The organism is Algibacter aquimarinus, from assembly GCF_039543265.1.
Taxonomy (GTDB): Bacteria; Bacteroidota; Bacteroidia; order Flavobacteriales; family Flavobacteriaceae; genus Algibacter_B; species Algibacter_B aquimarinus.
Map to the genome: position 1 here is coordinate 162,771 of NZ_BAABJK010000004.1, position 26,138 is coordinate 188,908.

At 32.9% G+C, this 26,138-nt stretch carries 20 protein-coding genes; 14 read left to right on the forward strand and 6 right to left on the reverse strand.

The window, feature by feature from the left end; translation table 11 throughout:
- A complete protein-coding gene (locus ABD939_RS03520; RefSeq protein ID WP_345164589.1) occupies positions 1-1,467 on the reverse strand; it encodes a MoxR family ATPase in 1,467 nt (488 codons plus the stop codon).
- Positions 1,468-1,469: 2 nt separating this feature from the next.
- Positions 1,470-2,597 carry a vWA domain-containing protein gene (locus ABD939_RS03525; protein ID WP_345164591.1) on the reverse strand — a complete coding sequence of 376 codons (1,128 nt, stop codon included), beginning with the start codon at positions 2,595-2,597 and terminating at the stop codon, positions 1,470-1,472.
- A gap of 107 nt (positions 2,598-2,704) precedes the next feature.
- Here ABD939_RS03525 and ABD939_RS03530 point away from each other — a divergent pair, with 107 nt between their 5' ends.
- Entirely contained in the window at positions 2,705-5,905 is a 3,201-nt protein-coding gene (locus ABD939_RS03530) for a WD40/YVTN/BNR-like repeat-containing protein (RefSeq protein ID WP_345164593.1), read from the forward strand.
- An 85-nt stretch (positions 5,906-5,990) separates the two neighbouring features.
- Here the strand turns inward: ABD939_RS03530 and ABD939_RS03535 are convergent, their stop codons facing one another.
- Entirely contained in the window at positions 5,991-6,668 is a 678-nt protein-coding gene (locus tag ABD939_RS03535; RefSeq protein WP_345164595.1) for a Crp/Fnr family transcriptional regulator, read from the reverse strand.
- A gap of 112 nt (positions 6,669-6,780) precedes the next feature.
- Between ABD939_RS03535 and ABD939_RS03540 the strand changes: the two genes are divergently transcribed.
- From ABD939_RS03540 to ABD939_RS03595, 12 genes are all read left to right on the forward strand, one after another.
- Positions 6,781-9,156, forward strand: coding sequence for a heavy metal translocating P-type ATPase (locus ABD939_RS03540; protein ID WP_345164597.1), 2,376 nt, complete (start codon positions 6,781-6,783; stop codon positions 9,154-9,156).
- Between the two features lie 205 nt (positions 9,157-9,361).
- On the forward strand, positions 9,362-9,547 hold the full coding sequence (gene ccoS, locus ABD939_RS03545) for a cbb3-type cytochrome oxidase assembly protein CcoS (protein ID WP_345164599.1): 186 nt from the start codon (positions 9,362-9,364) through the stop codon (positions 9,545-9,547).
- Positions 9,548-9,557: 10 nt separating this feature from the next.
- The gene (ccoN, locus tag ABD939_RS03550; protein ID WP_345164601.1) at positions 9,558-11,753 is read left to right on the forward strand and encodes a cytochrome-c oxidase, cbb3-type subunit I; all 2,196 of its coding nucleotides are present in this window, start codon (positions 9,558-9,560) and stop codon (positions 11,751-11,753) included.
- Positions 11,754-11,774: 21 nt separating this feature from the next.
- Positions 11,775-11,969, forward strand: coding sequence for a CcoQ/FixQ family Cbb3-type cytochrome c oxidase assembly chaperone (locus ABD939_RS03555; protein WP_298345438.1), 195 nt, complete (start codon positions 11,775-11,777; stop codon positions 11,967-11,969).
- A complete protein-coding gene (locus ABD939_RS03560) occupies positions 11,957-12,886 on the forward strand; it encodes a cbb3-type cytochrome c oxidase N-terminal domain-containing protein (protein WP_345164603.1) in 930 nt (309 codons plus the stop codon). Before ABD939_RS03555 ends, ABD939_RS03560 begins: the two co-directional genes overlap by 13 nt.
- Positions 12,887-12,946: 60 nt before the next feature.
- Complete coding sequence (gene ccoG, locus ABD939_RS03565) at positions 12,947-14,371, forward strand: cytochrome c oxidase accessory protein CcoG (RefSeq protein ID WP_345164605.1); 1,425 nt, start codon at positions 12,947-12,949, stop codon at positions 14,369-14,371.
- 138 nt (positions 14,372-14,509) lie between these two features.
- Entirely contained in the window at positions 14,510-14,956 is a 447-nt protein-coding gene (locus ABD939_RS03570; RefSeq protein WP_345164607.1) for a FixH family protein, read from the forward strand.
- A 1-nt stretch (position 14,957) separates the two neighbouring features.
- Entirely contained in the window at positions 14,958-15,659 is a 702-nt protein-coding gene (locus ABD939_RS03575) for a sulfite exporter TauE/SafE family protein (RefSeq protein WP_345164609.1), read from the forward strand.
- 188 nt (positions 15,660-15,847) lie between these two features.
- Positions 15,848-16,519 carry a TetR/AcrR family transcriptional regulator gene (locus ABD939_RS03580; RefSeq protein WP_345164611.1) on the forward strand — a complete coding sequence of 224 codons (672 nt, stop codon included), beginning with the start codon at positions 15,848-15,850 and terminating at the stop codon, positions 16,517-16,519.
- A gap of 2 nt (positions 16,520-16,521) precedes the next feature.
- Entirely contained in the window at positions 16,522-18,180 is a 1,659-nt protein-coding gene (locus tag ABD939_RS03585; protein ID WP_345164612.1) for a peptidase domain-containing ABC transporter, read from the forward strand.
- An 11-nt stretch (positions 18,181-18,191) separates the two neighbouring features.
- The gene (locus ABD939_RS03590) at positions 18,192-19,553 is read left to right on the forward strand and encodes an HlyD family secretion protein (RefSeq protein WP_345164613.1); all 1,362 of its coding nucleotides are present in this window, start codon (positions 18,192-18,194) and stop codon (positions 19,551-19,553) included.
- Positions 19,550-20,953 carry a TolC family protein gene (locus ABD939_RS03595; RefSeq protein WP_345164614.1) on the forward strand — a complete coding sequence of 468 codons (1,404 nt, stop codon included), beginning with the start codon at positions 19,550-19,552 and terminating at the stop codon, positions 20,951-20,953. The genes ABD939_RS03590 and ABD939_RS03595 overlap by 4 nt, the downstream gene beginning before the upstream one ends.
- 61 nt (positions 20,954-21,014) lie before the next feature.
- On the opposite strand, the gene ABD939_RS03600 is transcribed toward ABD939_RS03595, so the two are convergent.
- Positions 21,015-21,848: a universal stress protein gene (locus ABD939_RS03600; RefSeq protein WP_345164615.1), complete on the reverse strand. Its 834-nt coding sequence runs from the start codon at positions 21,846-21,848 to the stop codon at positions 21,015-21,017.
- Positions 21,849-21,865: 17 nt separating this feature from the next.
- Positions 21,866-23,230: an oxygen-independent coproporphyrinogen III oxidase gene (gene hemN / locus ABD939_RS03605; protein WP_345164616.1), complete on the reverse strand. Its 1,365-nt coding sequence runs from the start codon at positions 23,228-23,230 to the stop codon at positions 21,866-21,868.
- A 124-nt stretch (positions 23,231-23,354) separates the two neighbouring features.
- On the opposite strand from hemN, the gene ABD939_RS03610 reads away from it, so the two are divergent.
- Positions 23,355-23,930, forward strand: coding sequence for a superoxide dismutase family protein (locus ABD939_RS03610; protein ID WP_345164617.1), 576 nt, complete (start codon positions 23,355-23,357; stop codon positions 23,928-23,930).
- 81 nt (positions 23,931-24,011) lie between these two features.
- Here ABD939_RS03610 and argS read toward each other — a convergent pair whose 3' ends face one another.
- On the reverse strand, positions 24,012-25,796 hold the full coding sequence (argS, locus tag ABD939_RS03615) for an arginine--tRNA ligase (protein ID WP_345164618.1): 1,785 nt from the start codon (positions 25,794-25,796) through the stop codon (positions 24,012-24,014).
- Between the last annotated feature and the right edge of the window lie 342 nt (positions 25,797-26,138).

Genomic DNA, 26,138 nt, shown 5'->3' on the forward strand with positions numbered 1-26,138 from the left:
TTATATGCCGCTTATAAAACTCCCGTAAGGGTCTTTAAATTGAATGCCTTCAGAAAACCTATACTTGCTAAGTTGTTTAAATTCAACAAGCGCCCAAAGCACAAACTCTTTTACAAAATAGCTATCTTGTTTGTTTAAATTTGGTTGGTATTCACCTAATAAATCATCTAATGGAGAAATGGAATCCAAAAGGTTTTTATATTCTTTATCACGTAAATCGTCTAATAACTCGAAACCATCTTTTTGGTTAAAAAACCAAGATACAACATCATCATATGGGCTTTCGTTTTCTTGCTTTTGAAGTTTTTCAATTTTTGGAAAAAACTCTCCAAACAAACTTTTTACAGCTTCGCCTATTAAATTATAAGCAACCGCAGCAGCTCCCTCCTGCTCACCTTCATAAACTAATTCCACTTTTCCGGTAATGGCTGGAATAATACCAACAAAATCACTTAGGCGTAACATGGTTATTTTATCACCAGAAATTAATGCTCGCCGTTCTGCTGTACTTAGTAAATTTTCCAGAGCTGTAATACTCAATCGTGCACTTACACCACTTTTAGCATCAATAAACTCATTTTCTCTGGCTTCAAAAACAATTTGTTCTAATAAATCTCTGGCCAAATCTGGAACTATTACTGAGTTTTTCTGAGCTTCAACTAATCTAGCTTCTTGCTGTGTAATTTGCCTTGCAGTTTCAATATCTGAAGGATAATGTGTTAAAATTTGTGAACCTATTCTATCTTTTAATGGCGTTACTATACTTCCTCTGTTGGTATAATCTTCTGGGTTTGCCGTAAATAAAAATTGAATATCTAAAGGTAACCTTAACTTAAAACCTCTAATTTGAATATCGCCTTCTTGCAAAATATTAAATAACGCTACTTGAATTCTTGCTTGTAAATCTGGCAATTCATTTATTACAAAAATACATCGATTAGCTCGAGGAATCATACCGTAATGAATTACTCTATCATCTGCATAACTCAACTTTAAATTTGCAGCTTTTATTGGGTCTACGTCTCCAATAATATCAGCAACAGTTACATCTGGTGTAGCTAATTTTTCTGCAAAACGTTCGCTTCTGTGCATCCATTTAATTGGTGTATCATCTCCTTTTTCTTTAATTAATTCGATAGCATAACGAGAAATAGGTTTTAAAGGATCGTCATTAATTTCTGAACCTTCTACAAAAGGTATATATTCATCTAATAAGTTTAACATCAATCGTGCTAAACGCGTTTTTGCTTGACCGCGTAAGCCCAACAAATTAATATTATGTCTTGATAGTATGGCGCGTTCTAACTCTGGTATTACTGTATTTTCATAACCATGAACGCCTTCAAAGGTTGTTTCCTTATTCTTTATTTTTTCAATAAGGTTATCTCGTAATTCGTCTTTTATAGATTTACTTTCGTAACCAAATTTTTTTAATTGCCCTAATGTTTTTATTAATTCTAATTTCATATTTATCCTCTAATTCTTTTTTTTCTGTTTGTTTCGTAATCTTCAAAAATCATTTCACCTAAACCTTTCAGTCCAGTGTAAAAAGCTTTTCCTTGATTTGCATAGGTAAACTCTCTTACAAATTGCATAAGGTAACTGTCTTTTGCAATCATAAAAGTTGTAATTGGAATATGTAACCGTCTTGCTTGTTGAGCCATAGCATAACATTTATTGACAATATGTTTATCAAGACCATTACTGTTTTTATAATATTGTCCGTCTGGTAAACGCAAGCAACTTGGTTTTCCATCGGTAATCATAAAAATTTGTTTGTTCGTATTTCGTTTACGTCTCAACAAATCCATAGCTAATTGTAAACCCGCTACTGTATTTGTATGGTAAGGACCAACTTTTAAATATGGTAAATCTTTAATTTCTATTTGCCAAGCATCATTACCAAAAACCAAAATATCTAAAGTATCTTTTGGATATCTTGTGGTAATTAATTCAGCCAAAGCCATGGCTACTTTTTTGGCTGGTGTAATTCTATCTTCACCATACAAGATCATGCTATGGCTAATGTCTATCATTAAAACCGTACTCATTTGAGATTTATGCAATGTTTCTTCAACTACCAAATCATCTTCAGATAATGTAAAATCTCCAATACCGTTACTTATTTGAGCATTCCTTAAACTTTCTGTGATGGATACTTTATCTAAAGCATCTCCAAATTGATAGGCTCTAAAATCTCCTGTATGCTCGTCACCTAGCCCAGGGCTTTTACTTTTGTGATTTCCTTGTCCGCTACGTTTTATTTTTCCAAAAATATGGTCTAAAGCTTGTTGACGAATGGCTCGCTCGGTTTTTGCTGTAATTTCTAAAGAACCATTTCCATCAGAATCTATTTCTTCACGTAAATAGCCCTTCTTTTTTAGGTCTTCAATAAAATCATCAATAGTATATTCTGATGTAGTAAGCTTATATTCCTTATCTAATTCCCTTAACCAATCTATAGCCTCATCAAAATCACCAGAAGTGTGCGTAATTAACTCTTTAAAGACTTCAAAAAGTTTATCAAAAGGGGATTGAAAAGGTGTTTCGTATTTTTTAAACACAAAACCTTTTCTTATAGTTTCATTCTTTTTCATAGCTCTATAAAAGTAATAATTTTATTCAAAAAGCACTTAACATTAACATCTATTTAAATAATTCTATGATAAGTTTTTATTATTTTCGGTTGATAAAAATTTAACCAATGAAAAAATCTATTTTATTACTCCTTTTATTAGCTTCAATTTCAGCCTTCAGTCAAAATTTATCAATGGATTTATTGAAGAATATGCATCCAAGAAATATTGGCCCCGGAGGCATGTCTGGAAGAGTAACATCAATTGATGTTGTACATTCAAATCCAGATGTTATGTATGTAGGAACAGCATCGGGTGGATTATGGAAATCTACCTCTGGAGGCATAAAATGGGAACCTATTTTTGAAAAAGAGTTAACCGCTTCTATAGGTGCAGTTGCTATCCAACAATCTAATCCTAGTGTAATTTGGGTTGGAACTGGAGAAGGTAATCCAAGGAATAGTTTAAATGGTGGCTTTGGAATTTATCGCTCGTTAGATGGAGGTAAAAACTGGACAGCCATGGGATTGAAAAATACACGCCACATCCATCGTGTCATTATAGACCCTACAAACCCCAATATTGTTTACGCAGCTGCAATAGGCTCACCTTGGGGAGAACACCCAGAGCGTGGTGTTTTTAAAACTACCGATGGTGGTAAAACATGGAACAAAATACTTTTTGCAAATAATAAAACTGGGGCAGCAGATTTAATTATGGATCCTACGAACCCAAACAAACTTATAGCAGCCATGTGGGAACATAAACGCGAACCTTGGTTTTTTAATTCTGGTGGTGTAGGTTCTGGTTTACACATAACACATGATGGCGGAAACACATGGAAAAAAGTAACCGATGAAGATGGATTTCCAAAAGGAGATTTAGGAAGAATAGGGGTTGCTATTGCCAGAAATAAACCAAACATAATTTATGCTCTAGTTGAATCTAAGAAAAATGCTTTGTACAGAAGTGAAGATGGTGGTTTTAATTGGAAAAAGATAAACGATAAGAGCGATATTGGAAATAGGCCTTTCTATTACTCAGAAATTTATGTTGACCCACAAAACGAAAATCGTGTTTTCTCTGTATTTACTTATGTTAATGTTAGCGAAGATGGTGGTAAAAACTTTACACAATTAATGCCAGCTTATGGCGCAAATAATGGTATCCACCCAGACCATCATGCGTGGTGGATTCACCCAGAAAATGGAGATTTTATGATTGATGGAAATGATGGAGGTATGAACATTACCAAAGACGGTGGTAAAACTTGGCGTTTTATTGGTAACTTACCAGTAGCTCAATTTTATCATATAGCAGTAGATAATGAAATACCTTATAACGTTTATGGTGGTATGCAAGATAATGGGTCTTGGAAAGGACCTGCCTATGTTTGGCGTGCACAAGGCATCAGAAATTCGTACTGGCAAGAAATTAGTTTTGGTGATGGTTTTGATGTTGTACCCGATAAAAAAGACGCCCGCTTTGGTTGGTCAATGAGTCAACAAGGAAATGTAAGTTATTATGATTCTGAAACGGGTAATAATTTTGGTGTTAAACCAACTCATCCTAATCCAGATGTTTTATTACGCTTTAATTGGAATGCAGCTATAAATATAGATCCTTTTGATGATAACACTATTTATTTTGGAAGTCAGTTTGTTCATAAATCAACCGATAAGGGCTTAACCTGGGATATCATTTCTGAAGATTTAACAACAAATAACCCTGAAAAACAAAAGCAAAGTGAAAGCGGTGGATTAACCATTGATGCGACAGGAGCAGAAAACCACTGTACCATTCTAGTTATTGAACCTTCTCCTATTGAAAAAGATATGCTTTGGGTTAGTACCGATGATGGAAAAGTACATATTACAAAAGATGGTGGAAATACTTGGTCAGATGTTTCTAAAAACATAAAAGGATTACCAGCTGGTAGCTGGATTCCACAAATAAAGCCTTCCAACAAGAATAAAGGTGAAGCCTTATTAATTGCAAATGATTATAGAAGATTTAATTATACACCTTATGCTTACAGAACCAAAAACTATGGAAAAACCTGGGAGCGTATTGTAGACGAAAATGATGTTGAAAGTTATACGCTCTCGATTATTGAAGATGCTGAAAACTCTAATCTTTTATTTTTAGGAACCGATGACGGTCTATACCTTACACTTGATAATGGTGTAAATTGGACAAAATGGACTGAAGGTTTCCCAACGGTATCTGTTAAAGATTTAGTTATTCATCCAAGAGAACAAGATTTAATAATTGGTACATTTGGTCGCGCAGCTTGGGTTTTAGATGATATTCGCCCACTGAGAGCGATTGCCAAAAACAAAGACATTCTTAACAAAAAACTAGAACTTTTTAAACCACCAACAGCTTACTTAGCAGCTTATCAACAACCTACTGGAAGCAGGTTTGGAGCTGATGCTTTGTACCACGGAGAAAACAGAAATTCTGGGGCACAAATATCTTATTATGTAACTATAGATAAAAACAAAAAAACAGAAAAAGAAGAGGAAAAAGAAGATTCTGAAGATGAAAAAGATGATTCTAAAATAAAATGGGACTCTTTAATTATGAAAATTTATGATGGAGACCGATTAATAAGAACACTAAAAAGAAAAGCTCCAAAAGAAACTGGTTTTCAAAAATGGACATGGTATCTTAACGAAAAAGGCGCTGATAGACTATCAAGAACTATTAGAAAAAGAACTAATGAACCAGGAGGTGTTCGAGTAAAACCAGGAACCTACAAAATAGCTTTACACTTTGGAGATAAAATGTCTGAACAAATGATTACTGTTGAGAACGACCCGCGTTTAAACAAATCAATGAATTCTATTAATGAAGTTTACAATACTTCTAAAGAAATTGAAAATATGTCGCAACTATCTGCTGATGCAGTAAAACAGTTAGTTGAAAGTAAAAAAATAGCTTCAAAATATCAATCTGAGTTAAAAATACTTGATAAAGAAAAGTATAAAGACGAAATTAAATCATCTAAAGATATTACTAAAAAAATTGATGAAGTACTAGCTTTATTTTTAGGTAAAGAAGATAAACGTCAAGGATTAGTTAGAAGTACGGACCCAAATATTAGCGGTAGATTAAGCTTAGCAAATAGATACGTAAGGTCTAGACAGAATGGAATAACCGCTACTGAAAATAGGTTAATAGAACATGCAAAAAATGCTTTGCAAAATGGATTAGAAAAAACCAATACCTTTTTTAATGAAGAATGGAAAGCTTATAGGAACACCTTAGAAACTATAAACTTATCTACATTCAAAGATGTTAAAGTATTTAGTATGGACAAATAAAAATAATTTTTATGTATAAATTTAAAGAGGTTTCAAAATTGAATTTTGAAACCTCTTTAATATATTTTTATAAGACGATAAAAAGTTATTCAATACGTTTTAAGTCATTTAAATTTTCGATTTTTATATGCTTACCCTGAGTCGAAATCATACCGTCCTTTTTAAATTGAGACAAAACTCGAATTGCAGATTCTGTTGCAGTACCAACAATATTTGCAAAATCTTCTCTAGAAAGTAAAACACTTAGTGTACCATCTGGATTAGTTCCAAAACTTTCATGAATATAAATAAGTGTTTCGGCTAAACGTTGACGAACAGATTTTTGAGCCATATTTACTATAATATTGTCAGCTTCTTTTAAATCCCGAGCCATGTCTTGTAACATGTCATAAGAAAACTTAGGGTTTTTTTGAAGATCTGCAATAATTTCACTTTTAGGAATAAAGCAAACTTCCATATCATTTAGAGCTGTTGCTTGTAAATTTGAGCTTTGATCTGAGACTAAAGAGCGTTGACCAATTAATTGTCCTTTTACAACCATTTTTACAATTTGATCTTTCCCATTTTCACTCAATTTAGATAGTTTACAAATACCATCTTTTACGCAGTAAACACCGTTAATGGTATCACCTTCGTCAAAAAGAATAGTTCCTTTCTTAATAGTCTTAGAAGTTTTACATGCAGATATTCTAATTAACTCATCCTTGGTCAAGGATTTAAGTGAATTAAATTGTTTAATAATGCATTGCTCACATTTACTCATTACACATTGTTTGTTTGTAATGTAAAAATAGATAAAACATGACAATTATCATATTTAAAACACAGTTGTTTTATCACTTTTGTCTCAGGTATAAATGAGCAAATAAAAAATTATGGAACATAAAACATGTTTCCATTGTGGATTAGATTCTACAACTTCCGAAATTATATATGATGACAAATCATTTTGTTGTAATGGTTGTAAGACTGTTTACGAGATATTTTCTGCAAACGATTTAACGTGTTACTACGATTTACAAAACGCTCCAGGTACTACACCAAAAGAGATTGAAGGCAAATATAATTTTTTAGACAACCCTAAAATAGTTGAACGTTTATTGGAATTTAATGACGAAAAAACGCAAATCGTTACTTTATATATTCCGCATATACATTGCAGTTCTTGTATTTGGATTCTTGAGAATTTGAATAAACTGCATCCTTCTGTAAGTTCATCAATTGTAAATTTTGGAAAGAAAACAGTTCGGGTAAATTACAATACGGAACATTTTTCTTTGAAAGATTTAGTAAAACTTCTAAGCAGCATTGGCTATGAGCCTTTTATAAGTTTAGATGATTATAGCGTTGGAAAAAAGAATGTAGACCGCTCACTAATTTACAAACTAGGTGTTGCTGGTTTTGCTTTTGGTAACATTATGTTTTTGTCGTTTCCTGAGTATTTTCAGGTGAGTGGATTTTGGATTGAAAAATATGCACCCGTTTTTAGATGGTTAATGTTTGTGTTTTCTTTACCTGTTGTTTTTTACTCGGCTCAAGATTATTTTATTTCAGCTTATAAAGGAATACGCTCTAAAATTTTAAATATTGATGTGCCTATTGCTTTGGGTGCAGCAGTTTTATTTATAAGAAGTACCGCCGAAATTGTTTTAGATATTGGTACAGGTTTTTTTGATAGTTTATCTGGACTCATTTTCTTTTTATTACTCGGGAAGTTTTTTCAACAGAAAACCTATACTTTTTTATCCTTTGAGCGCGATTATAAATCCTATTTCCCGATTGGAATTACTAAAATTTTATCTGATAATTCTGAAACGTCTATTCAGGTTTATGACATTGAAAAAGGCGACAGACTTTTAATTAGAAATGAAGAATTGATTCCTGTAGATTGTATTTTGATTAAAGGAAAAGCTCGCATTGATTACAGTTTTGTAACTGGCGAATCTGAAGCAGTTTCGAAACAATCTGGCGATAAATTATTTGCTGGAGGAAAACAGTTGAATGGTAGTATTGAAGTTGATGCTTTAAAAACGGTTGAGCAAAGTTACTTGACCCAACTTTGGAGTAACGATGTGTTTAGCAAGAATAAAGAGGATGGTTTCACTACATTAACTAATGCTATTAGTAAACGTTTTACCATCTCTGTTTTGAGTATTGCCATTATTGCAACATCGTTTTGGATGTTTACAGATTCTTCTAAAGCATTGAATGTATTTACATCTGTACTTATAATTGCTTGTCCTTGTGCTATTGCTTTGGCTGCTCCTTTTACGTTTGGAAACTTGTTACGCATATTTGGAAAGCTGAAATTTTATGCTAAAAACGCTTCAGTTATTGAACAATTAGCGGCTGTTGATACTATCATTTTTGATAAAACAGGAACCATTACTGCTAATAAAGAAACGTCTATTGAATATAATGGATTAGAACTTTCAGAAGATGAAGAAGCGTTATTGAAAAGTACATTGCGAAATTCTAATCATCCGTTAAGTAGGTCTTTATATTCTCTTTTGAATGAAAATGATATTGTGACTTTAGATACTTACGAAGAGCATATCGGTAAAGGCATTGAAGCACAACACAACCAAGATTCAATAAAAATTGGTTCTGCTCCTTTTGTGGGTTACACTTCTGAAACAGCTGCGTTAAACACGGCGGTTCATGTGAGTACTAATAACAGATACAAAGGATCCTTTACGTTTTACAATAAGTATAGAAAAGGATTATCTAAGTTATTTAATAAACTGAAAAAGGAGTATGATTTAGTGATTCTTTCTGGCGATAATTCTGGAGAAAAAGAAAACTTAACAAAACTACTTCCTGCTAAAACAAAATTGTTTTTTAATCAAAAGCCTGAAGATAAATTAGAATATATAAAACACCATCAAAATTCGGGTGCTAAAGTGTTGATGATTGGAGATGGTTTAAATGATGCTGGTGCTTTGGCGCAGAGTAATGTTGGAATTGCTATTTCAGAGAATGTTAATGTGTTTTCGCCGGCTTGTGATGCGATTTTGGATGCTACAAAATTTAATCAACTATATCATTTCATTAAGGCTTCAAAACAGGCTATAAAAATTATAAAATGGAGTTTTTTACTGTCGCTTATTTACAACTGTATCGGGCTTTATTTTGCGGTTACTGGACAATTAGCACCTGTAATTGCTGCTATTTTAATGCCTTTAAGTTCGATTAGTATTGTGGTTTTTACAACCATTTGTACGAATGTTTTAGGACGGAAATTGAAATAGGAATTGGGACAGGTTTTAGCGGATAAGTGCGTTAGGGATAGCAGCGGATAGCCCACAGCCTGACGAAGGAAGTGCGAGGACTTGTAGCGAATAGCCCGACCCTTGTGGTAACGCCAAAAAAATTAAAATAAACGATAGAACATGACAAATGTCATCTTTTAAAAATAAGTATAAAAGTACTTTTGAACCATAACTTCAAGTAGGTATGAGTGTTATATATATTTTATTGACTATAAGCATTGTAGTAGCTATTGGCTTTTTTGTAGCCTTTATTGTTGCGGTAAAACGTGGACAGTTTGACGATAGTTACACACCGTCTGTTCGCATGCTTTTTGAAGACGAATTAGTTAAAGATAAACCAGAAAAAACGATACTAACCAAAGAAGAATAAATTTTTAGATATGGAAATGCAACAATTTCATTACGATAATAAAATCGTTACCAAATTCATTTACGCTACCATTGTTTTTGGCGTTGTGGGTATGGCAGTAGGTTTACTACTTGCTTTTATGTTTTTATTCCCGAACCTTACAGATGGGATTTCATGGCTTAGTTTTGGTCGGTTAAGACCTTTACACACAAACGCTGTGATTTTTGCCTTTGTTGGTAATGCGATGTTTGCAGGGATTTATTACTCGCTACAACGTCTATTAAAAACGCGTATGGCGAGCGACCTTTTAAGTAATATTAACTTTTGGGGTTGGCAATTAATTATTGTTGCTGCGGCTATTTCGTTGCCGCTGGGTTACACCACATCTAAAGAATATGCTGAGTTAGAATGGCCTATAGATATTGCCATTGCACTAATTTGGGTGGTTTTTGGTGTGAATATGATTTGGACAATTTTAAAACGTAGACAACGCCATTTATATGTTGCTGTTTGGTTTTATATCGCAACCTTTATAACAGTAGCAGTACTTCATATTTTTAATAGTTTGGAGTTACCTGTTAGTGCTTTAAAAAGTTACTCGGTTTACGCTGGTGTACAAGATGCCTTGGTACAATGGTGGTACGGACATAATGCGGTAGCTTTCTTTTTAACAACGCCGTTTTTAGGATTGATGTATTATTTTGTTCCTAAAGCAGCGAATAGACCTGTGTATTCTTATAGATTGTCTATTGTCCACTTTTGGTCTTTAATATTTATTTATATCTGGGCTGGACCACACCACTTATTATACACCGCTTTACCAGAATGGGCGCAAAACTTAGGTGTTGCTTTTTCTGTGATGTTATTGATGCCGTCTTGGGGTGGTATGATAAACGGACTTTTAACACTACGTGGTGCTTGGGATAAGGTTAGAACTGACCCAGTTTTAAAATTTATGGTGGTAGCCATTACGGGTTACGGTATGGCAACTTTTGAAGGCCCTACCCTATCGCTTAAAAACGTAAATGCGATTGCCCACTTTACCGATTGGATTATTGCTCACGTTCACGTTGGTGCATTAGCTTGGAATGGTTTTATGGCTTTTGGTATTATTTATTACTTAATTCCAAGGTTATTTAAAACGAAATTATACTCTTTGGGGCTAGCTAATTTACACTTTTGGTTAGGTACTTTAGGGATTATTATATACGCTTTACCAATGTATGTTGCTGGATTTACACAAGCAAGTATGTGGAAGCAGTTTAATCCTGATGGCACTTTAGTTTATGGTAACTTTTTAGAAACAGTTACTGAAATTATGCCTATGTACTGGATGCGTGCTATTGGTGGTACACTTTATATTGTTGGTATGTTTATACTGGTTTACAATGTAATTGCTACCGTAAGAAGCGGAAGCAAAGTACAAGATGAGCTGGCTGAAGCTCCTGCTTTAGAGCGTGTGACTAAAAAGCGTACAGCTAGCGAAGGATGGCATACTTGGTTGGAAAGACGTCCAATCCAATTAACACTTTTAGCTACTGTAGCTATTTTAATTGGGGGTATTATTCAGATTGTGCCAACCATTATGGTAAAATCGAATATCCCAACTATTGCTAGTGTGAAACCTTATTCGCCTTTAGAATTAGAAGGTAGAGATATTTACATCCGTGAAGGTTGTGTTGGTTGCCACTCTCAAATGATTCGACCGTTTAGAAGTGAAGTAGAACGCTACGGCGAATACTCAAAAGCTGGAGAATTTGTTTACGATCATCCATTCCTTTGGGGTAGTAAACGTACCGGACCAGACTTACACCGTGTTGGCTCTAAGTATTCTGACAATTGGCACTTTAACCACATGTATGATCCGCAGAGTACCTCATCGGGTTCAATAATGCCTCGTTATCCTTGGTTGATTACTGGTAGCAGTAGTGAGTTAGATAAATCAATGACAGAAGCAAAAATGGAAGCCATGGTTACTTTAGGTGTGCCTTACACGGAGGAAGATATTGCCAATGCACAACAGAATATGTTAGACCAAGGGGCTCAAATTGAGCAAAACTTATACAGCGATCCTGATTTTGCTAAAAACTATGAAGCTGATAAAAAATATGCTGCTGATAATGGCGAAAATTTTATAGAGATGAAAAACCGAGAAATAGTAGCACTTATTGCTTATTTACAGCGATTAGGAACTGATATTCAAGTGAAACCAGAACAGCAACAATAACCATCAAAACAATTTAAGACTATGTTGAAATTTGTAAAAAACCACATGGAGAGTATCACAGGCATAGAAATCTATCCTATTATATCACTGCTCATCTTTTTCATCTTTTTTGTTGCACTTTTTTGGTGGGTAGTAACTGCTAAAAAAGACTATATAAAAACTGTTAGTAATATACCATTAGACAACCAAAACGACGATATATCATGCGAAATTTAATCCCATCCTGGATTCGTGTTCCAGTAGCATTCTTTATTATTTTCGGAGCCGTAGAATTCTTTATCGATTCTGGAGAAAAACCTGCATTTATCGAATATCCTGCAGTATTACTTTTTTTACTGTTAGTGCTTTTAATTCTCATAGCTATTGAAGCCATTATTGGTGCCCTAGAAAACGTAATGCTTCATAAACTCGATGAAGAAGCTAAAGCCCGTTTTTTAGCTGAAAAAGAAAAGTCGTTTAAATTTACTTGGTTAAAAGAAACGTACCAAAAACTTCTTGGGCAAAAGCCTATTGAAGAAGAAGGAGAAATTATTTTAGACCATAACTATGATGGTATAAAAGAATTAGATAACAATTTACCACCATGGTGGCTATATGGTTTTTATGCTTCTATCATTTTTGCTGCTGTTTACTTAGTAAAGTATCATGTTTTTGATGGCGATAACCAAATTGATGAGTTAGAAACTGAATTAGCGGATGCTAGAATTGCGATAGAAGCTTATAAAAAAACAGCTAAGAACCTAGTTGACATAAATACGGTTACACAACTTACAGATGCTGCAGATTTAAGTGCTGGTAAAACTATTTTCCAAACCAACTGTGTGGCTTGCCATATGGCTGATGGAGGCGGTGGTATTGGACCAAATTTAACTGACGAATATTGGATACTTGGTGGCGGCATAAAAAACGTGTTTAGAACGGTATCTGAAGGTGGACGTTCAGGAAAAGGAATGATTCCTTGGAAAACACAGTTAAAACCACTAGAAATGGCTCAAGTAGCTAGTTATGTATTAACCTTTCAAGGTACAACATCTGCAAACCCAAAAACTGCAGAAGGCGATATTTGGATAGATGAAAATGCTGAAGTACCAGCTGAAACTGTTATAGACACGACACAAACCATATCAAACTAAGCTAAACACCAGACCTAACAGGATCATTTTAACTCTTGTTGGGTCTTAATCAAAAAAGCTGTGGAAACCCCAGATAACGAAAATTTTAGAGATTCTATTGGTACGGTTACAGAAGACGGTAAGCGTGCTTGGGTATTCCCTAAAAAACCTAGTGGAAAGTTTTATGAATACAGAAAATATGTAAGCTACTTTTTACTGGCTATTTTATTACTGTCTCCTTTCATAAAAATAAACGGTAATCAGTTTTTAATGTTCAATGTATTAGAACGTCGTTTTAATATTTTTGGTTTCCCGTTTTGGCCTCAAGATTTTCATCTGTTTGTAATTTCTATGCTGATTGGTGTTGTTTTTATCACACTATTTACGGTGGCATTTGGTAGAATTTTTTGTGGCTGGATTTGTCCGCAAACCATTTTTATGGAAATGGTATTTCGCAGAATTGAATATTGGATTGAAGGGGATAGAAACAAGCAACGTAAACTAGCTAGACAAAAATGGGATGCTGAAAAAATAAGAAAAAAAGGGCTTAAATTTATCATATTCGCGCTTATCTCTTTCATTATAGCAAATGTATTTTTAGCGTATTTAATTGGTAGTGATAAGCTTATTGAACATATAACTGAAGGGCCATTAAACAATATAAGCACCTTAATTTCTCTGCTTATTTTTACTGCAGTATTTTATTTTGTGTTCGCATGGTTTAGAGAACAGGTTTGTATTATTGCTTGCCCCTACGGAAGATTGCAAGGGGTTTTACTTGACACCAAATCTATTGTTGTGGCTTACGACCATAAACGAGGAGAAGGCGAAAGCGGCAGAAAGAAATTTAGAAAAAATGAAGATCGTGAAGCCTTAGGTCATGGCGATTGTATTGATTGTTTACAATGTGTACATGTTTGTCCAACAGGAATTGATATTAGAAACGGTACTCAATTAGAGTGTGTAAACTGTACAGCTTGTATTGATGAGTGCGACCATATTATGGAAAGTATCAACTTACCAAAAGGTTTGATTCGCTATGCTAGTGAAGAGGAAATAGAAAAGAAAACAAAGTTCAAACTTACACCAAGAATAAAAGGCTATATAGCTGTACTCTCTATAATGGTTGGGTTGTTAATTGGAATGTTGTTTTTAAGAAACGATGTTGAAGCCAATGTACTAAGATTGCCTGGGCAATTATACGAGCATAAAGATGGTAATATTATCAGTAATGTGTTTACTTATAAATTGGTAAATAAAACCTCATCAGATATTGAAGATGTGAGTTTTAAATTGATGTCTCATAAAGGCGAATTGAAATTGGTATCGACTAGTGACGATTTTATAGTACCAAGTCAAGGGATAGCAGAAGGGACTTTGTTTATCGAGATTAATAATTCGGCATTGTCTGGAGATAGGAATAAAATTAAAATTGGCGTTTATAAAGGCGAAAAACTCATTGAAACAACTACGGCTAATTTTTTAGGGCCGAGGAGTTATAAGTAAGTTGGAAGCTTGAAGTTGGAAGTGACTTTGGCGGATAAGTGCATTAGGGATTGAAACGGCATCCTTTTTTGAGGCACGAGAAAAAGATATAGTGGAAAGCCCGACCCGACAGGGTAATGCCATAAAAAAATAGAAATTATGAAATTTAATTGGGGTACCGGAATTGTATTAGCGTTTATTGGATTTATTTCCTTTATTATGTACTTTATTATTACCATGAATGTGGATAATAAGTACGACCACGACTTGGTTAGCGAGGATTATTATGCTGATGAATTGCAATACCAAAACGATATAAATAAGCTTGAAAACGCGAACACTTTAGAGACAAATTTAAGCTACGAAAAAACAGCCGCGGGGCTTTTGATACACTTTCCTGAAACTGTAAATTATAAAGATATTACTGGAAAATTGTTCCTATATAGGCCATCTAACAAACAACTAGACTTTGAGACTGCTATCTCTTTGTCTAATCCATATTTGCTCATACCTGACAAACGTTTGGTAGATGGCCGTTGGAACATTAAAGTGGATTGGCAATATAAGGGAAAATCTTATTTATTTAAAGAATCTATAAACTATTAACATGCTGTTATCAGCCATCATATTAGGATTATTAGGGAGTTTTCATTGCGTAGGGATGTGCGGCCCTATTGCGTTTATGTTACCTGTAGACAGAACAAATCAAGTAAAAAAAATATCTCAAATTGGTATATATCATTTTGGTAGATTAATTGCTTACAGTTTAATTGGGTTAGTGTTCGGACTTATTGGAAAAAGTCTGTTTATTTTTGGTTATCAACAACAACTCTCTATTATAATTGGTATTTTGATGATTTTGGTAGTGGTAATTCCACAGAAAACATTTAACAAATACAATTTTTCAAAACCTATTTATAACATTATTTCAAAAGTAAAATCTGCTTTAGGTTTAGCTCTCAAGAAAAAAACTATGGATACGTTTTTAACCATAGGTTTTTTAAATGGTTTTTTACCATGCGGATTGGTATACATGGCACTTTTTGCTGCTATGGCTTCAGGAAATGCTGCAAGTGGTAGTCTCTATATGGCTGTTTTTGGTGTAGGTACAATACCTTTAATGACAACTGCTATTTACTTTAGCCACTTTTTAAAAGGTACTGCCAGACAACGCATTCAAAAAGCTATTCCCATTTTTGTTGTAATTATAGGTGCACTATTTATCCTTCGAGGCTTGGGTTTAGGTATTCCTTACCTCTCTCCTACGCCAGTTTATGATTTGGTATCTAATAATATGGATTGTCATTAATATTTTATTTTTCAAGTTTTCAATAGCTTCAAAACAGGTATTCTATTAAAAAACGCTGTTTATCAATACTTTAAGTGTACAAATAATTTATCCATAAGATTTATTTATGAGTAATATTTACAAAATCAATAGTTATATATTCTATTATAATAGTATTACTATTATATTTGCAATCAAATTTATTGATTATGGATTCACTACTTTCAAATTTAAAGATTGCTGTTCCTGAAAAAATATACGTAAAAGATCCTGAATCTTCAGACTTAGGTAAACGTATTATAGAACACAGCATAATACTAATTGACGACATTGGTTTCGACAGTTTTACCTTTAAAAAACTAGGAAATAAAATAGGCTCAAACGAGAGTTCAATTTATCGTTATTTTGAAAGTAAACACAAACTATTACTCTATTTATCTTCATGGTACTGGGCATGGATGGAATATCAATTGGTGTTTGAAACGCATACTTTACAACCAAAAGATAAGGTAGAAAAAGCCATCGAAATTGTAACCAGAGAAATTAAAGAAGATTCTAACTTCTCACATATTAACGAGGTAATTTTAAACCGCATCATGGTTAATGAAAATTCAAAGTCCTTTTTAACTAAAGAAGTAGATCAAGAAAACAAAGATGGGTATTTCGTTATTTACAAACGCATTGTTCACCGGTTAAGAGATATGATAAAAGCGATAAAACCTGAGTTTAAATTCCCATCAAGTTTAGCTAGTACAATTATAGAGGGTAGCTTACATCAGCATTTCTTAAAAGACCATTTCACATCAATTACAGATTGTGGTGAGTCTTTAACGCCAACAGATTTTATGAAAAACTTAGTACTTAACACTTTGAAATCCTAACTATGGAAAACAAAAAAATGACTCCTTGGCAACGTCTAGTAGGCTTGCTTCAATTGGAGAAAAGAGATATTTTACAGATTTTTTACTATGCTATTTTCGCAGGAGTTGTTGCGCTATCATTACCATTAGGTATTCAAGCCATAATTAATTTAATTCAAGGTGCACAGATATCAACTTCATGGATAGTTTTGGTAGTTATAGTAACCCTTGGTGTTGCATTCTCTGGCGCACTACAATTAATGCAGCTAAGAATTATAGAAACCATACAACAACGTATTTTTACTAGATCTTCTTTTGAATTAGCTTATCGCTTTCCAAAAATAAAAATGTCGGAATTACGTAATTATTACCCGCCAGAATTAGCGAATCGTTTTTTTGATACGTTAACTATTCAAAAGAGTTTATCAAAAATTTTAATAGATGTACCTACAGCGGTTTTACAAATTTTATTTGCTTTAATACTGTTGTCATTTTACCACCCATTCTTCATTATTTTTGGGCTTTTATTATTGGTACTTGTGTTTGTAGTATTCAAATTTACTGCGAAAAAAGGTTTAGAAACTAGCTTAAACGAATCTAAAAACAAATATAAAGTTGCACATTGGATTCAAGAAATAGCACGCTCTGTTATTAGTTTTAAGCTCTCTGGAAGCACTAATTTAGGTGTAAATAAAAATGATGATTTAGTTAACGGATACCTAAAAGCAAGAGAAAGTCACTTTAAAATTTTGATGCTACAGTTTATACAAATGATAAGTTTCAAGGTTGTAGTAACAGCAAGTTTATTGTTAATTGGTGGAGCTTTAGTTTTAAATCAAGAAATGAATATTGGTCAGTTTGTGGCTGCAGAAATTATAATTTTATTGGTCATTGCATCTGTTGAAAAACTGATACTTGGTTTGGAATCTTTCTATGACACCTTAACGTCTTTAGAGAAAATAGGGCAAATTGTAGATAAAGATTTAGAGAGTCAAACAGGAGAAACCCCAAAATTTAGTAAAGGTATCTCCATTGAATTAGAAAATGTTGCTTACGAAGTTTCAAATAGAGAGAAGCATATTCTAAAAGATGTATCACTTAAAATAAATTCAAAAAGTAGAATTTTAATTACTGGTGAAAGTGGCTCTGGAAAATCCACATTGTTACGATTAATCTCTGGCGTTATTCAAGCTACTGCAGGCCATGTTTATGTAAACGATATGTCTATTAACAGCTTGCACTTAAACTTTTACAGATCGCAATTGGGATTGTCATTATCTGACGAAAATCCTTTTGAAGGTTCTATTAGAGACAATTTAACATTTAGCAATACAAATATTTCTGATGAAAAGATTCATGAAGTACTTGGTGTTGTTGGATTAAAAGATTTTTTAAAAGATCAACCTGATGGATTAAATACCATACTAGACCCAGATGGTAGGCAAATGTCGTACACATTATCTAAAAAAATTGTTTTAGCTCGTGCTATTTTAAAAGAGCCAAAAGTGCTTATTCTTGAAGACGCATTAGACCGTTTTAATAGAGGAGAAACAAAGACCATTGTAGATTATTTGTCTCATCCAGATAGACCGTGGGCTCTTGTAGTTGTTAGTTTCAGTAAAGTTTGGATAGATAAATGCACAGAAATTATCACGCTTGAAAAAGGAAGAATTAAATCTTAAAAAATATAGTTATGCTTAATATATCTCATAACCAATTGAATAAAAAAATCGATCTAGGCAAATACAAGTCTGGAAAAGATATAATGAATAAAAATTACTACAAATACTTTAACAGGTTTTTGTTAGCTGCTGCGATTATTCTATTAATAGTGCTTTTTCTGCCATGGACACAAAATATTACTGGCCAAGGCTTAGTAACAACTTTAAAACCTGACCAACGCCCACAACATATCCAATCTCAAATCCCTGGGCGTATTGAAGAGTGGTTTGTTCAAGAAGGGGATTTTGTAAAAGAAGGCGATACAATTCTAAGAATATCAGAGGTAAAAAGTGATTATTTTGATGATAAGCTGGTTGAAAGAACAAATGAACAAATACAAGCTAAATCCTCTTCAGTTGTAGCATATGACGGAAAAGTAAGTGCTTTAAACAGACAGATTTCTGCTTTAAGAAAGGAACAAGACTTAAAGATAAAACAAACCAGAAATAAATTGTTGCAGTCGCGTTTAAAAGTAAAAAGCGATAGTATTGATTTGGAGGCTGCAAAAACAAATTTAAAAATTGCTGAAACCCAATTTAATCGTATTCAAACATTACAAGATGAGGGTTTAAAAGCGGTAAAAGATGTTGAGGAAAAACGATTAAAACTTCAAGAAACACAAGCCAAATTTATTTCGCAAGAGAATAAATATTTAGCTAGTCAAAATGAAGTGATAAATGCGCAACTAGAACTATCTAGAACCAATGCAGCTTTTGCTGATAAAATATCAAAAGCGCAAAGTGATATGTTTACAGCTCAATCTAGTGGTTTTGATACTCAAGCACAAGTTTCAAAACTTGAAAATGCGTCTACAAATTACCAGCGTCGTAGTGATCTATTGTATGTAAAGGCTCCGCAAAGTGGTTATATTAATAGAGCCATAACAGGTGGTATAGGAGTCACTTTTAAAGAAGGTGCCGAATTAGTTGGCATTATGCCTGCACAAATTGATTTAGCAGTTGAAACCTTTGTAAGACCTATAGATTTACCGCTACTCCATTTAGGCGAAGAAGTACGTGTTCAATTTGATGGGTGGCCTGCTATTGTATTTAGCGGATGGCCTAATGTATCCTACGGAACATATGGTGCTAAAGTTGTTGCAATTGAGCGTTTTATAAGTAACAATGGCAAGTATAGAGTTCTTTTAGCACCTGATGAAACTGACCATGAGTGGCCTGAAGCTATTCGTGCAGGTTCTGGAGCCAGAACTATTGCATTGTTAGAAGATGTACCAATTTGGTTTGAATTATGGCGACAAATTAACAGTTTCCCTCCTAATTATTATCAACCAGAGGACAGTGGTAAATCTGGTAAAAAAGACTCTAAAAAATGAGACGATTCATATTAATAATATTACTTCTCTTGAGTGGTTTTGTTACTGCTCAAGATTCAATTTCGGTCATTTCTCTTTCTGAGTATTTAGGCTATGTGAAATCTTATCATCCAATTGTTAAGCAAGCTAACTTAATAATTAATGAAAGTGAAGCAAAGCTTTTGAAAGCTCGTGGAGCATTTGACCCGAAACTAGAAGTAGACTATGATAGAAAGAAATTTAAAAATACTGAATATTTTGATAAATTAAATGCTGCTTTTAAAATACCTACTTGGTATGGTGTAGAATTTAAAGGAAACTTTGAAGAGAATGACGGTGTATTTTTAAACCCAGAAGCAGACATCCCAGATGGAGGGTTATATAGCGCTGGTGTGTCGGTATCGTTAGCTCGTGGATTTTTAATAAATAAGCGAATGGCTATGTTAAAGCAATCTAAAATGTTTGTAAAACAGGCTCGAGCAGACAGGCAATTACTGGTAAATAATATACTATATGAAGCTACACTTACTTATTTTAAATGGTTAAAAACTTATAACGAAAAACGCGTTTATGAAGAGTTTTTAGTAAATGCAGAAGTACGTTTTAACGGGATTAAAAAGAGTTATGAAGTAGGAGAAAATCCAGCTATTGACACACTTGAAGCAAGAATTGCATTAAACGACAGAAAACTAAACCTTGAAAAATCAAGAATTAAATTCATAAAATCATCTTTAGAATTATCGAACTATTTATGGTTAAATGAGAATACACCTATAGAAATAAGAGACAATGTTATTCCAGATATTGATACTTTCCAAACTGTAGATGTTACTTTAAACACCTCTGAATTAGATATAGAAAGTTTAGATATTACGAATCACCCAAAGCTTCAGTCTTTAGACTATAAGCTACAGAGTCTTAATATTGAAAGGCGTTTAAAGCTTAATAATTTGTTACCCAAAATAGATTTGCAATATAATTTCCTGTCTGAAACTCCAGAAATAGCAAGATCTTTTAGTACTTCAGCCTATAAAAGTGGACTAAATATTAGTTTTCCACTATTTTTAAGAAAAGAACGTGGAGACTTAAGACTAGCCAAAATTAAAATGCAAGATACAAAGTTTGAAATTCAAACAACAGAAGTTACTTTAAAGAATAAAATTGATGCCATAAACCAAGAACTTGAATCATTCATTGCACAAAATGAATTTACAAGAGTTATAGTTAGTGATTATGGGGTTATGCTTCAAGCTGAAGAACGTAAGTTCTTTTTAGGTGAAAGCTCTTTATTCCTTGTGAACTCTAGAGAATCAAAACTAATTGATGCCAAATTAAAAGCTATTGCCTTAGAGAATGATTTCTTTAATACAAAAGCTGGCCTTTTTAATGTATTGGCAATTTCTGATATAGATATAAACTAATTAAAAAAGGAGTAACCATTTTAAGTCACTCCTTTTTGCAAGTTAGTTTAGTTATAGTAAATTATATTTTAAACGTCATAACAGGAAGCGTTGCATGGTTTGCAACATCTTCACCTACACTACCCTCAAAAAAGTGTGCTAATCCTTTTTTTCCGTGGGTAGGTATAGCAATAATATCTGCGCCTATTTTATTTGAGAAATTTAAAATACCATCTTCTATTGTATAGTCAGATACGTAATTTACATCTTCCATTCTATCCACATTTCCATCAGCTTGTATTAAAAAATCAACCACTCGTTTTTCAATTTCTAATGAACTTCTAAACCTGTCATTAGGCAAATTAACATAAACCAAATATACTTTTGATCCCGATTTTTCAAATATATTAATCGCCTTTTTATATGGCTCAATTGAGTCTTCTGAAAAGTCGCAAGCAAAAGTTACCACGTCAAAATTTATTTGTGATACGTTATTCTTAACAACTAAAACAGGAACATCTGAATTTCTAACTACTCGTTCTGTATTTGAACCAACAAAAAACTCCATAACTCCACTAGTGCCATGAGACCCCATCACAATAAGATCTGCTTCATGTTTTTCTGCAACATCATTAACTTCACTAAACACTTTAAAATGTTTAACTATTGGAGTTACTTTAATATCATTTAGGTAAGGTTTGTTTAAAAAATTCTCAAATTTTTGTTCAGCCAATTTAAAAAAGAATGCTGTTTTTTGATTTTGTAATCCGTCTGATGCAGACAAAATAATATCAGACATTTCTAACATATGTAGCGCTAACAATTCTGCATTGTATTTCTTTGCTAGTTTAGCTGCTGTTTCAAGTGCATATTCTGAATATTCAGAAAAATCGATGGGTACTATAATTTTTTTCATGATTTCTTTTTTTAGGGTTAAACAGTCATTGAAAACAACTCTGCATTTGGTTGTTTTCGTTGCAATAATAAATCGAAAGCCATACAAATGTTTCTAACAAATGGTCGACCTTTAGTTGTCACCTCAATACTATTAGAGTAAATATTGAGTAATCCATCTTCCTCCATCTCTTTTAATCGTATTAAAATATCTGGAATCTCTTTAAAATAGAGTTTATCTTTTGTCCAAGAGGTTTTAAATTGGCACATTAAATTAAGAATGTGCTTTCTTATAATTAAATCTTCATTATTTAAAATATGTCCTCTGTAAACCGGCAAAGTATTATGATTTAATAGATTATAATAAGCCTCTATTCCTTTTACATTTTGAGAAAATCCATACCAGCTGTCACTAATTGAAGATACACCTAAACCAATCATAGCTTGGGTTTTTGATGCTGTATAACCCATAAAATTTCTATGTAATTTACTGTTCAAAAATGACTTACATAGAGCGTCTGTTGGCAAAGCAAAATGATCCATACCTATCTCTTTATATCCAACTTCAGCCAGTAATTGTTTTCCTAGTTCATACTGTTTTCGCTTTAACTCTGCTGTTGGTAAATCAGAATCATTATATCCACGCTGCCCATTTCCTTTAATCCAGGGTACATGTGCATAGCTATAAAAAGCTAATCTATCTGGGAGTAACGCCTTAGTTTTTAAAATTGTTTCCTTAACATGCTCTATGCTCTGATAAGGTAAACCAAAAATAATATCATGTCCTACTGAGCTATATCCAATTTCTCTCGCCAACTCTGTAGCACGTTTTACATTATCAAAAGGTTGAATTCTGTTTATGGCTTTTTGTACAGTTTCATTATAATCTTGTACACCGTAACTTACACGTCTAAAACCAACATCGTATAATGCTTGTAGATGCTCTTTTGTAGTATTATTTGGGTGGCCTTCAAAACTGAATTCATATTTTTTTGCTAGTACAGCAGGTTTTAAAATTCCATTAATTAAGTGTTTTAAATTTTCTGGACTAAAAAATGTTGGGGTACCGCCACCTAAGTGTAATTCTTTAATAATTGGTTTTTCATCAAACAATTCTAAATATAAATACCACTCTTTTAAAACTGCACTTATATATGGAGTTTCAACACTATGTTGTTTAGTAATTCGTTTATTACACCCACAAAATGTGCACAAACTTTCACAAAATGGCAAATGAATGTATAAACTAATCCCTTCTGTAGAATTACTTTCTTTAAAAGATTTTTTTAAAGAATTCTTCCATTTCTTTAATGAAAATGTGTCTTGATTCCAATACGGAACCGTTGGATAACTTGTGTAACGAGGTCCCGCTACATTGTATTTATTTATTAACGAACTTAACATACCTAACATTTATAATTCAAAAATAGACCAAAGGTCAATTTAAAAATATGATATATGTCATGTAGAATATTTGCAATTGTTTTTTTAAACGCTTAACTTTCGATTAAATAAAAAAATATTTAAAATGAAAAAATTAAACTTCCTAGTAATCTTATTAGCTATGAGTATAATTGCTTGTAAAAGTGAGAAAAAAGAAACCATTGTTGAAGAAGAAATAGAAGAGATAGTAGAATCTGAAGTTGTTACTCCCAAAAAAGTCACTATGCAATTAGCATCTAAAAGTGATAGTAATGTAACTGGAAATATAGTTTTTACAGAAGAAAATGGTAATGTTAGTATGACAGCGGTTATGACCGGCTTAGAATCTGGTGAACACGCAATACATATACATGCGTCTTCTGATTGCTCATCACCAGATGGTAAATCGGCTGGTGGACATTGGAACCCAACTAACACACCACACGGAAAATGGGGTGCTGCTGAAGGTTATCATAAAGGTGATATAGGGAATTTTACAGCAGACGAAAGTGGGAACGCAACAGTTTCCTTTTCTACAGATGAATGGTGTATTGGCTGTGGAGATGATACTAAAGACATACTAGGTAAAGGTGTTATTGTTCATGCAGGAGCTGATGACTTTACTTCTCAACCCTCAGGTGCAGCTGGTGCTAGAGTAAGTTGTGCAGGTATAATTGAATGATATTTAGCTTTTAGAAAGAAGTATTAAATAAAAAAAGCTACCATAAACGGTAGCTTTTTTATGTTTTACATATATGAGATGTTACATTCTCTCAGGAACTTGAATTCCTAGAACACTAAATGAATTTTTAATAGTTTGAGCAACTGTTTTTGAAAGCTGAACTCTGAATACTTTTTTTGGTTCTGTTTCAGCTCCTAGAATGGAAACATTTTGATAAAACGAATTAAAGCCTTTTACTAAATCGTAAGTAAAATTAGCAATTAAAGCAGGACTATGATTCTCTGCTGCATTCTGAATAACTTCAGGAAACAACTGTAGTTGCTTCAACAACTCTTTTTCTTTAGGATGAAGTTCTAAATCAGTTGAGTTAATTGTAACATCTTTAGTTAAATCAGACTTTCTTAAAATAGCTTGAATTCGAGCATAGGTATATTGAATAAAAGGACCTGTATTTCCTTGAAAATCAATAGAATCCTTTGGGTCGAATAAAATACGCTTTTTGGGATCTACCTTTAATATATAATATTTTAAAGCACCTAAACCTATAGTTTTATAAAGTTCTTTTTTCTCAGCTTCAGAATAACCATCAAGCTTACCAAGTTCTTCAGATATCTCTTCAGCTGTAGCCGCCATTTCATTAATTAAATCATCAGCATCAACAACGGTACCTTCTCTACTTTTCATTTTTCCACTTGGCAAATCTACCATTCCATAGCTTAAATGATATAGATTATCGGCCCATTCAAATCCTAATTTTTTTAGAATTAAAAACAAAACTTGAAAATGATAATCTTGCTCGTTTCCAACAGTATATACCATACCGCCAACATCTGGAAAATCTTTGATTCTTTGAATGGCAGTACCAATATCTTGTGTCATGTAAACCGCAGTGCCATCTGCTCGTTGTACAATTTTTTTATCTAATCCATCATCGGTTAAATCGCACCAAACCGAGCCATCTTCCTCTTTTACGAAAACTCCTTTTTTCAAGCCTTCCTCTACAAACTCTTTTCCTAGCAAATAGGTATTACTTTCGTAATACAGGGTATCAAAATCTACTCCTAAATTCTTGTAAGTTATATCAAAACCGTCGTATACCCAACCATTCATTTTCTTCCAAAGAACTACTGTTTCTTTATCTCCAGCTTCCCACTTTTGAAGCATTTTTTGAGCTTCTAAAAGTAATGGTGCATTTTTTTTTGCGTCTTCTTCAGTACTTCCGTTTTTAACCAACTCTTGAATTTCTTTCTTGTATTCTTGGTCAAATTTCACGTAATAGTTTCCTACTAACTTATCACCTTTTAAACCTGTAGATTCTGGTGTTTCACCATTTCCACTTAGTTTCCAAGCTAACATACTTTTACAAATATGAATACCTCTGTCGTTAATGATTTGGGTTTTATAAACCTTTTTCCCGGAAGCTTTCAAAATTTCGGCAACACTAAACCCCAAAAGGTTATTTCTGATATGCCCTAAATGCAAAGGTTTATTCGTATTTGGTGAAGAATATTCAACCATAATAGCTTTATCTTCTTTTGAGGGTTTTAAATATCCAAAAGAATTATTGTCTTTTATAGTATTGAAAAAATCTACATAAAAAGAATCTGTTATTTCTATATTTAAAAAACCTTTAACCACATTAAACGATTTTACTTCGTTTATGTTTTCAACCAAATACTCACCAATTTTTTCTCCTATTTGCACTGGGTTTCCCTTAACAAAACGTAACATAGGAAAAACAACAACTGTAATGTCTCCAATAAATTCTTTTCGAGTTGCTTGAAATTCTACAGATTCTAAATTGATATTAAAAATTGTTGAAACAGCTTGTTTTACATGAGCTGTTAAAGTTTCTTGAAGGTTCATGGATTGCTACTCTTTTAAGTGAGCAAAGATAAAATTTTTATTAAAGTAGTATTATTAAATTTTATTTTAAATACTGAGTAAAATCTTCGAAAAACAGACTTCTTGTGGTAGTTCAAAAAAAAATAGTGAAACGACTAAAAACATGATGTATTTCATCGATAAAAGTGCTGTTTTTCTATGATTTTTGCCGTTAATCTATTCGTCGATTTTTGTCTTATTAATTACACAGCCTTTTAACTAATTTATAGGTATTAAAACCTAGAAATTAGATTTTAATAAGCCTTTTTGCAAATTTTGTTTTGTAAAGCTATTAATAACTTTCCGGCTAGCTGGAAATTTTAA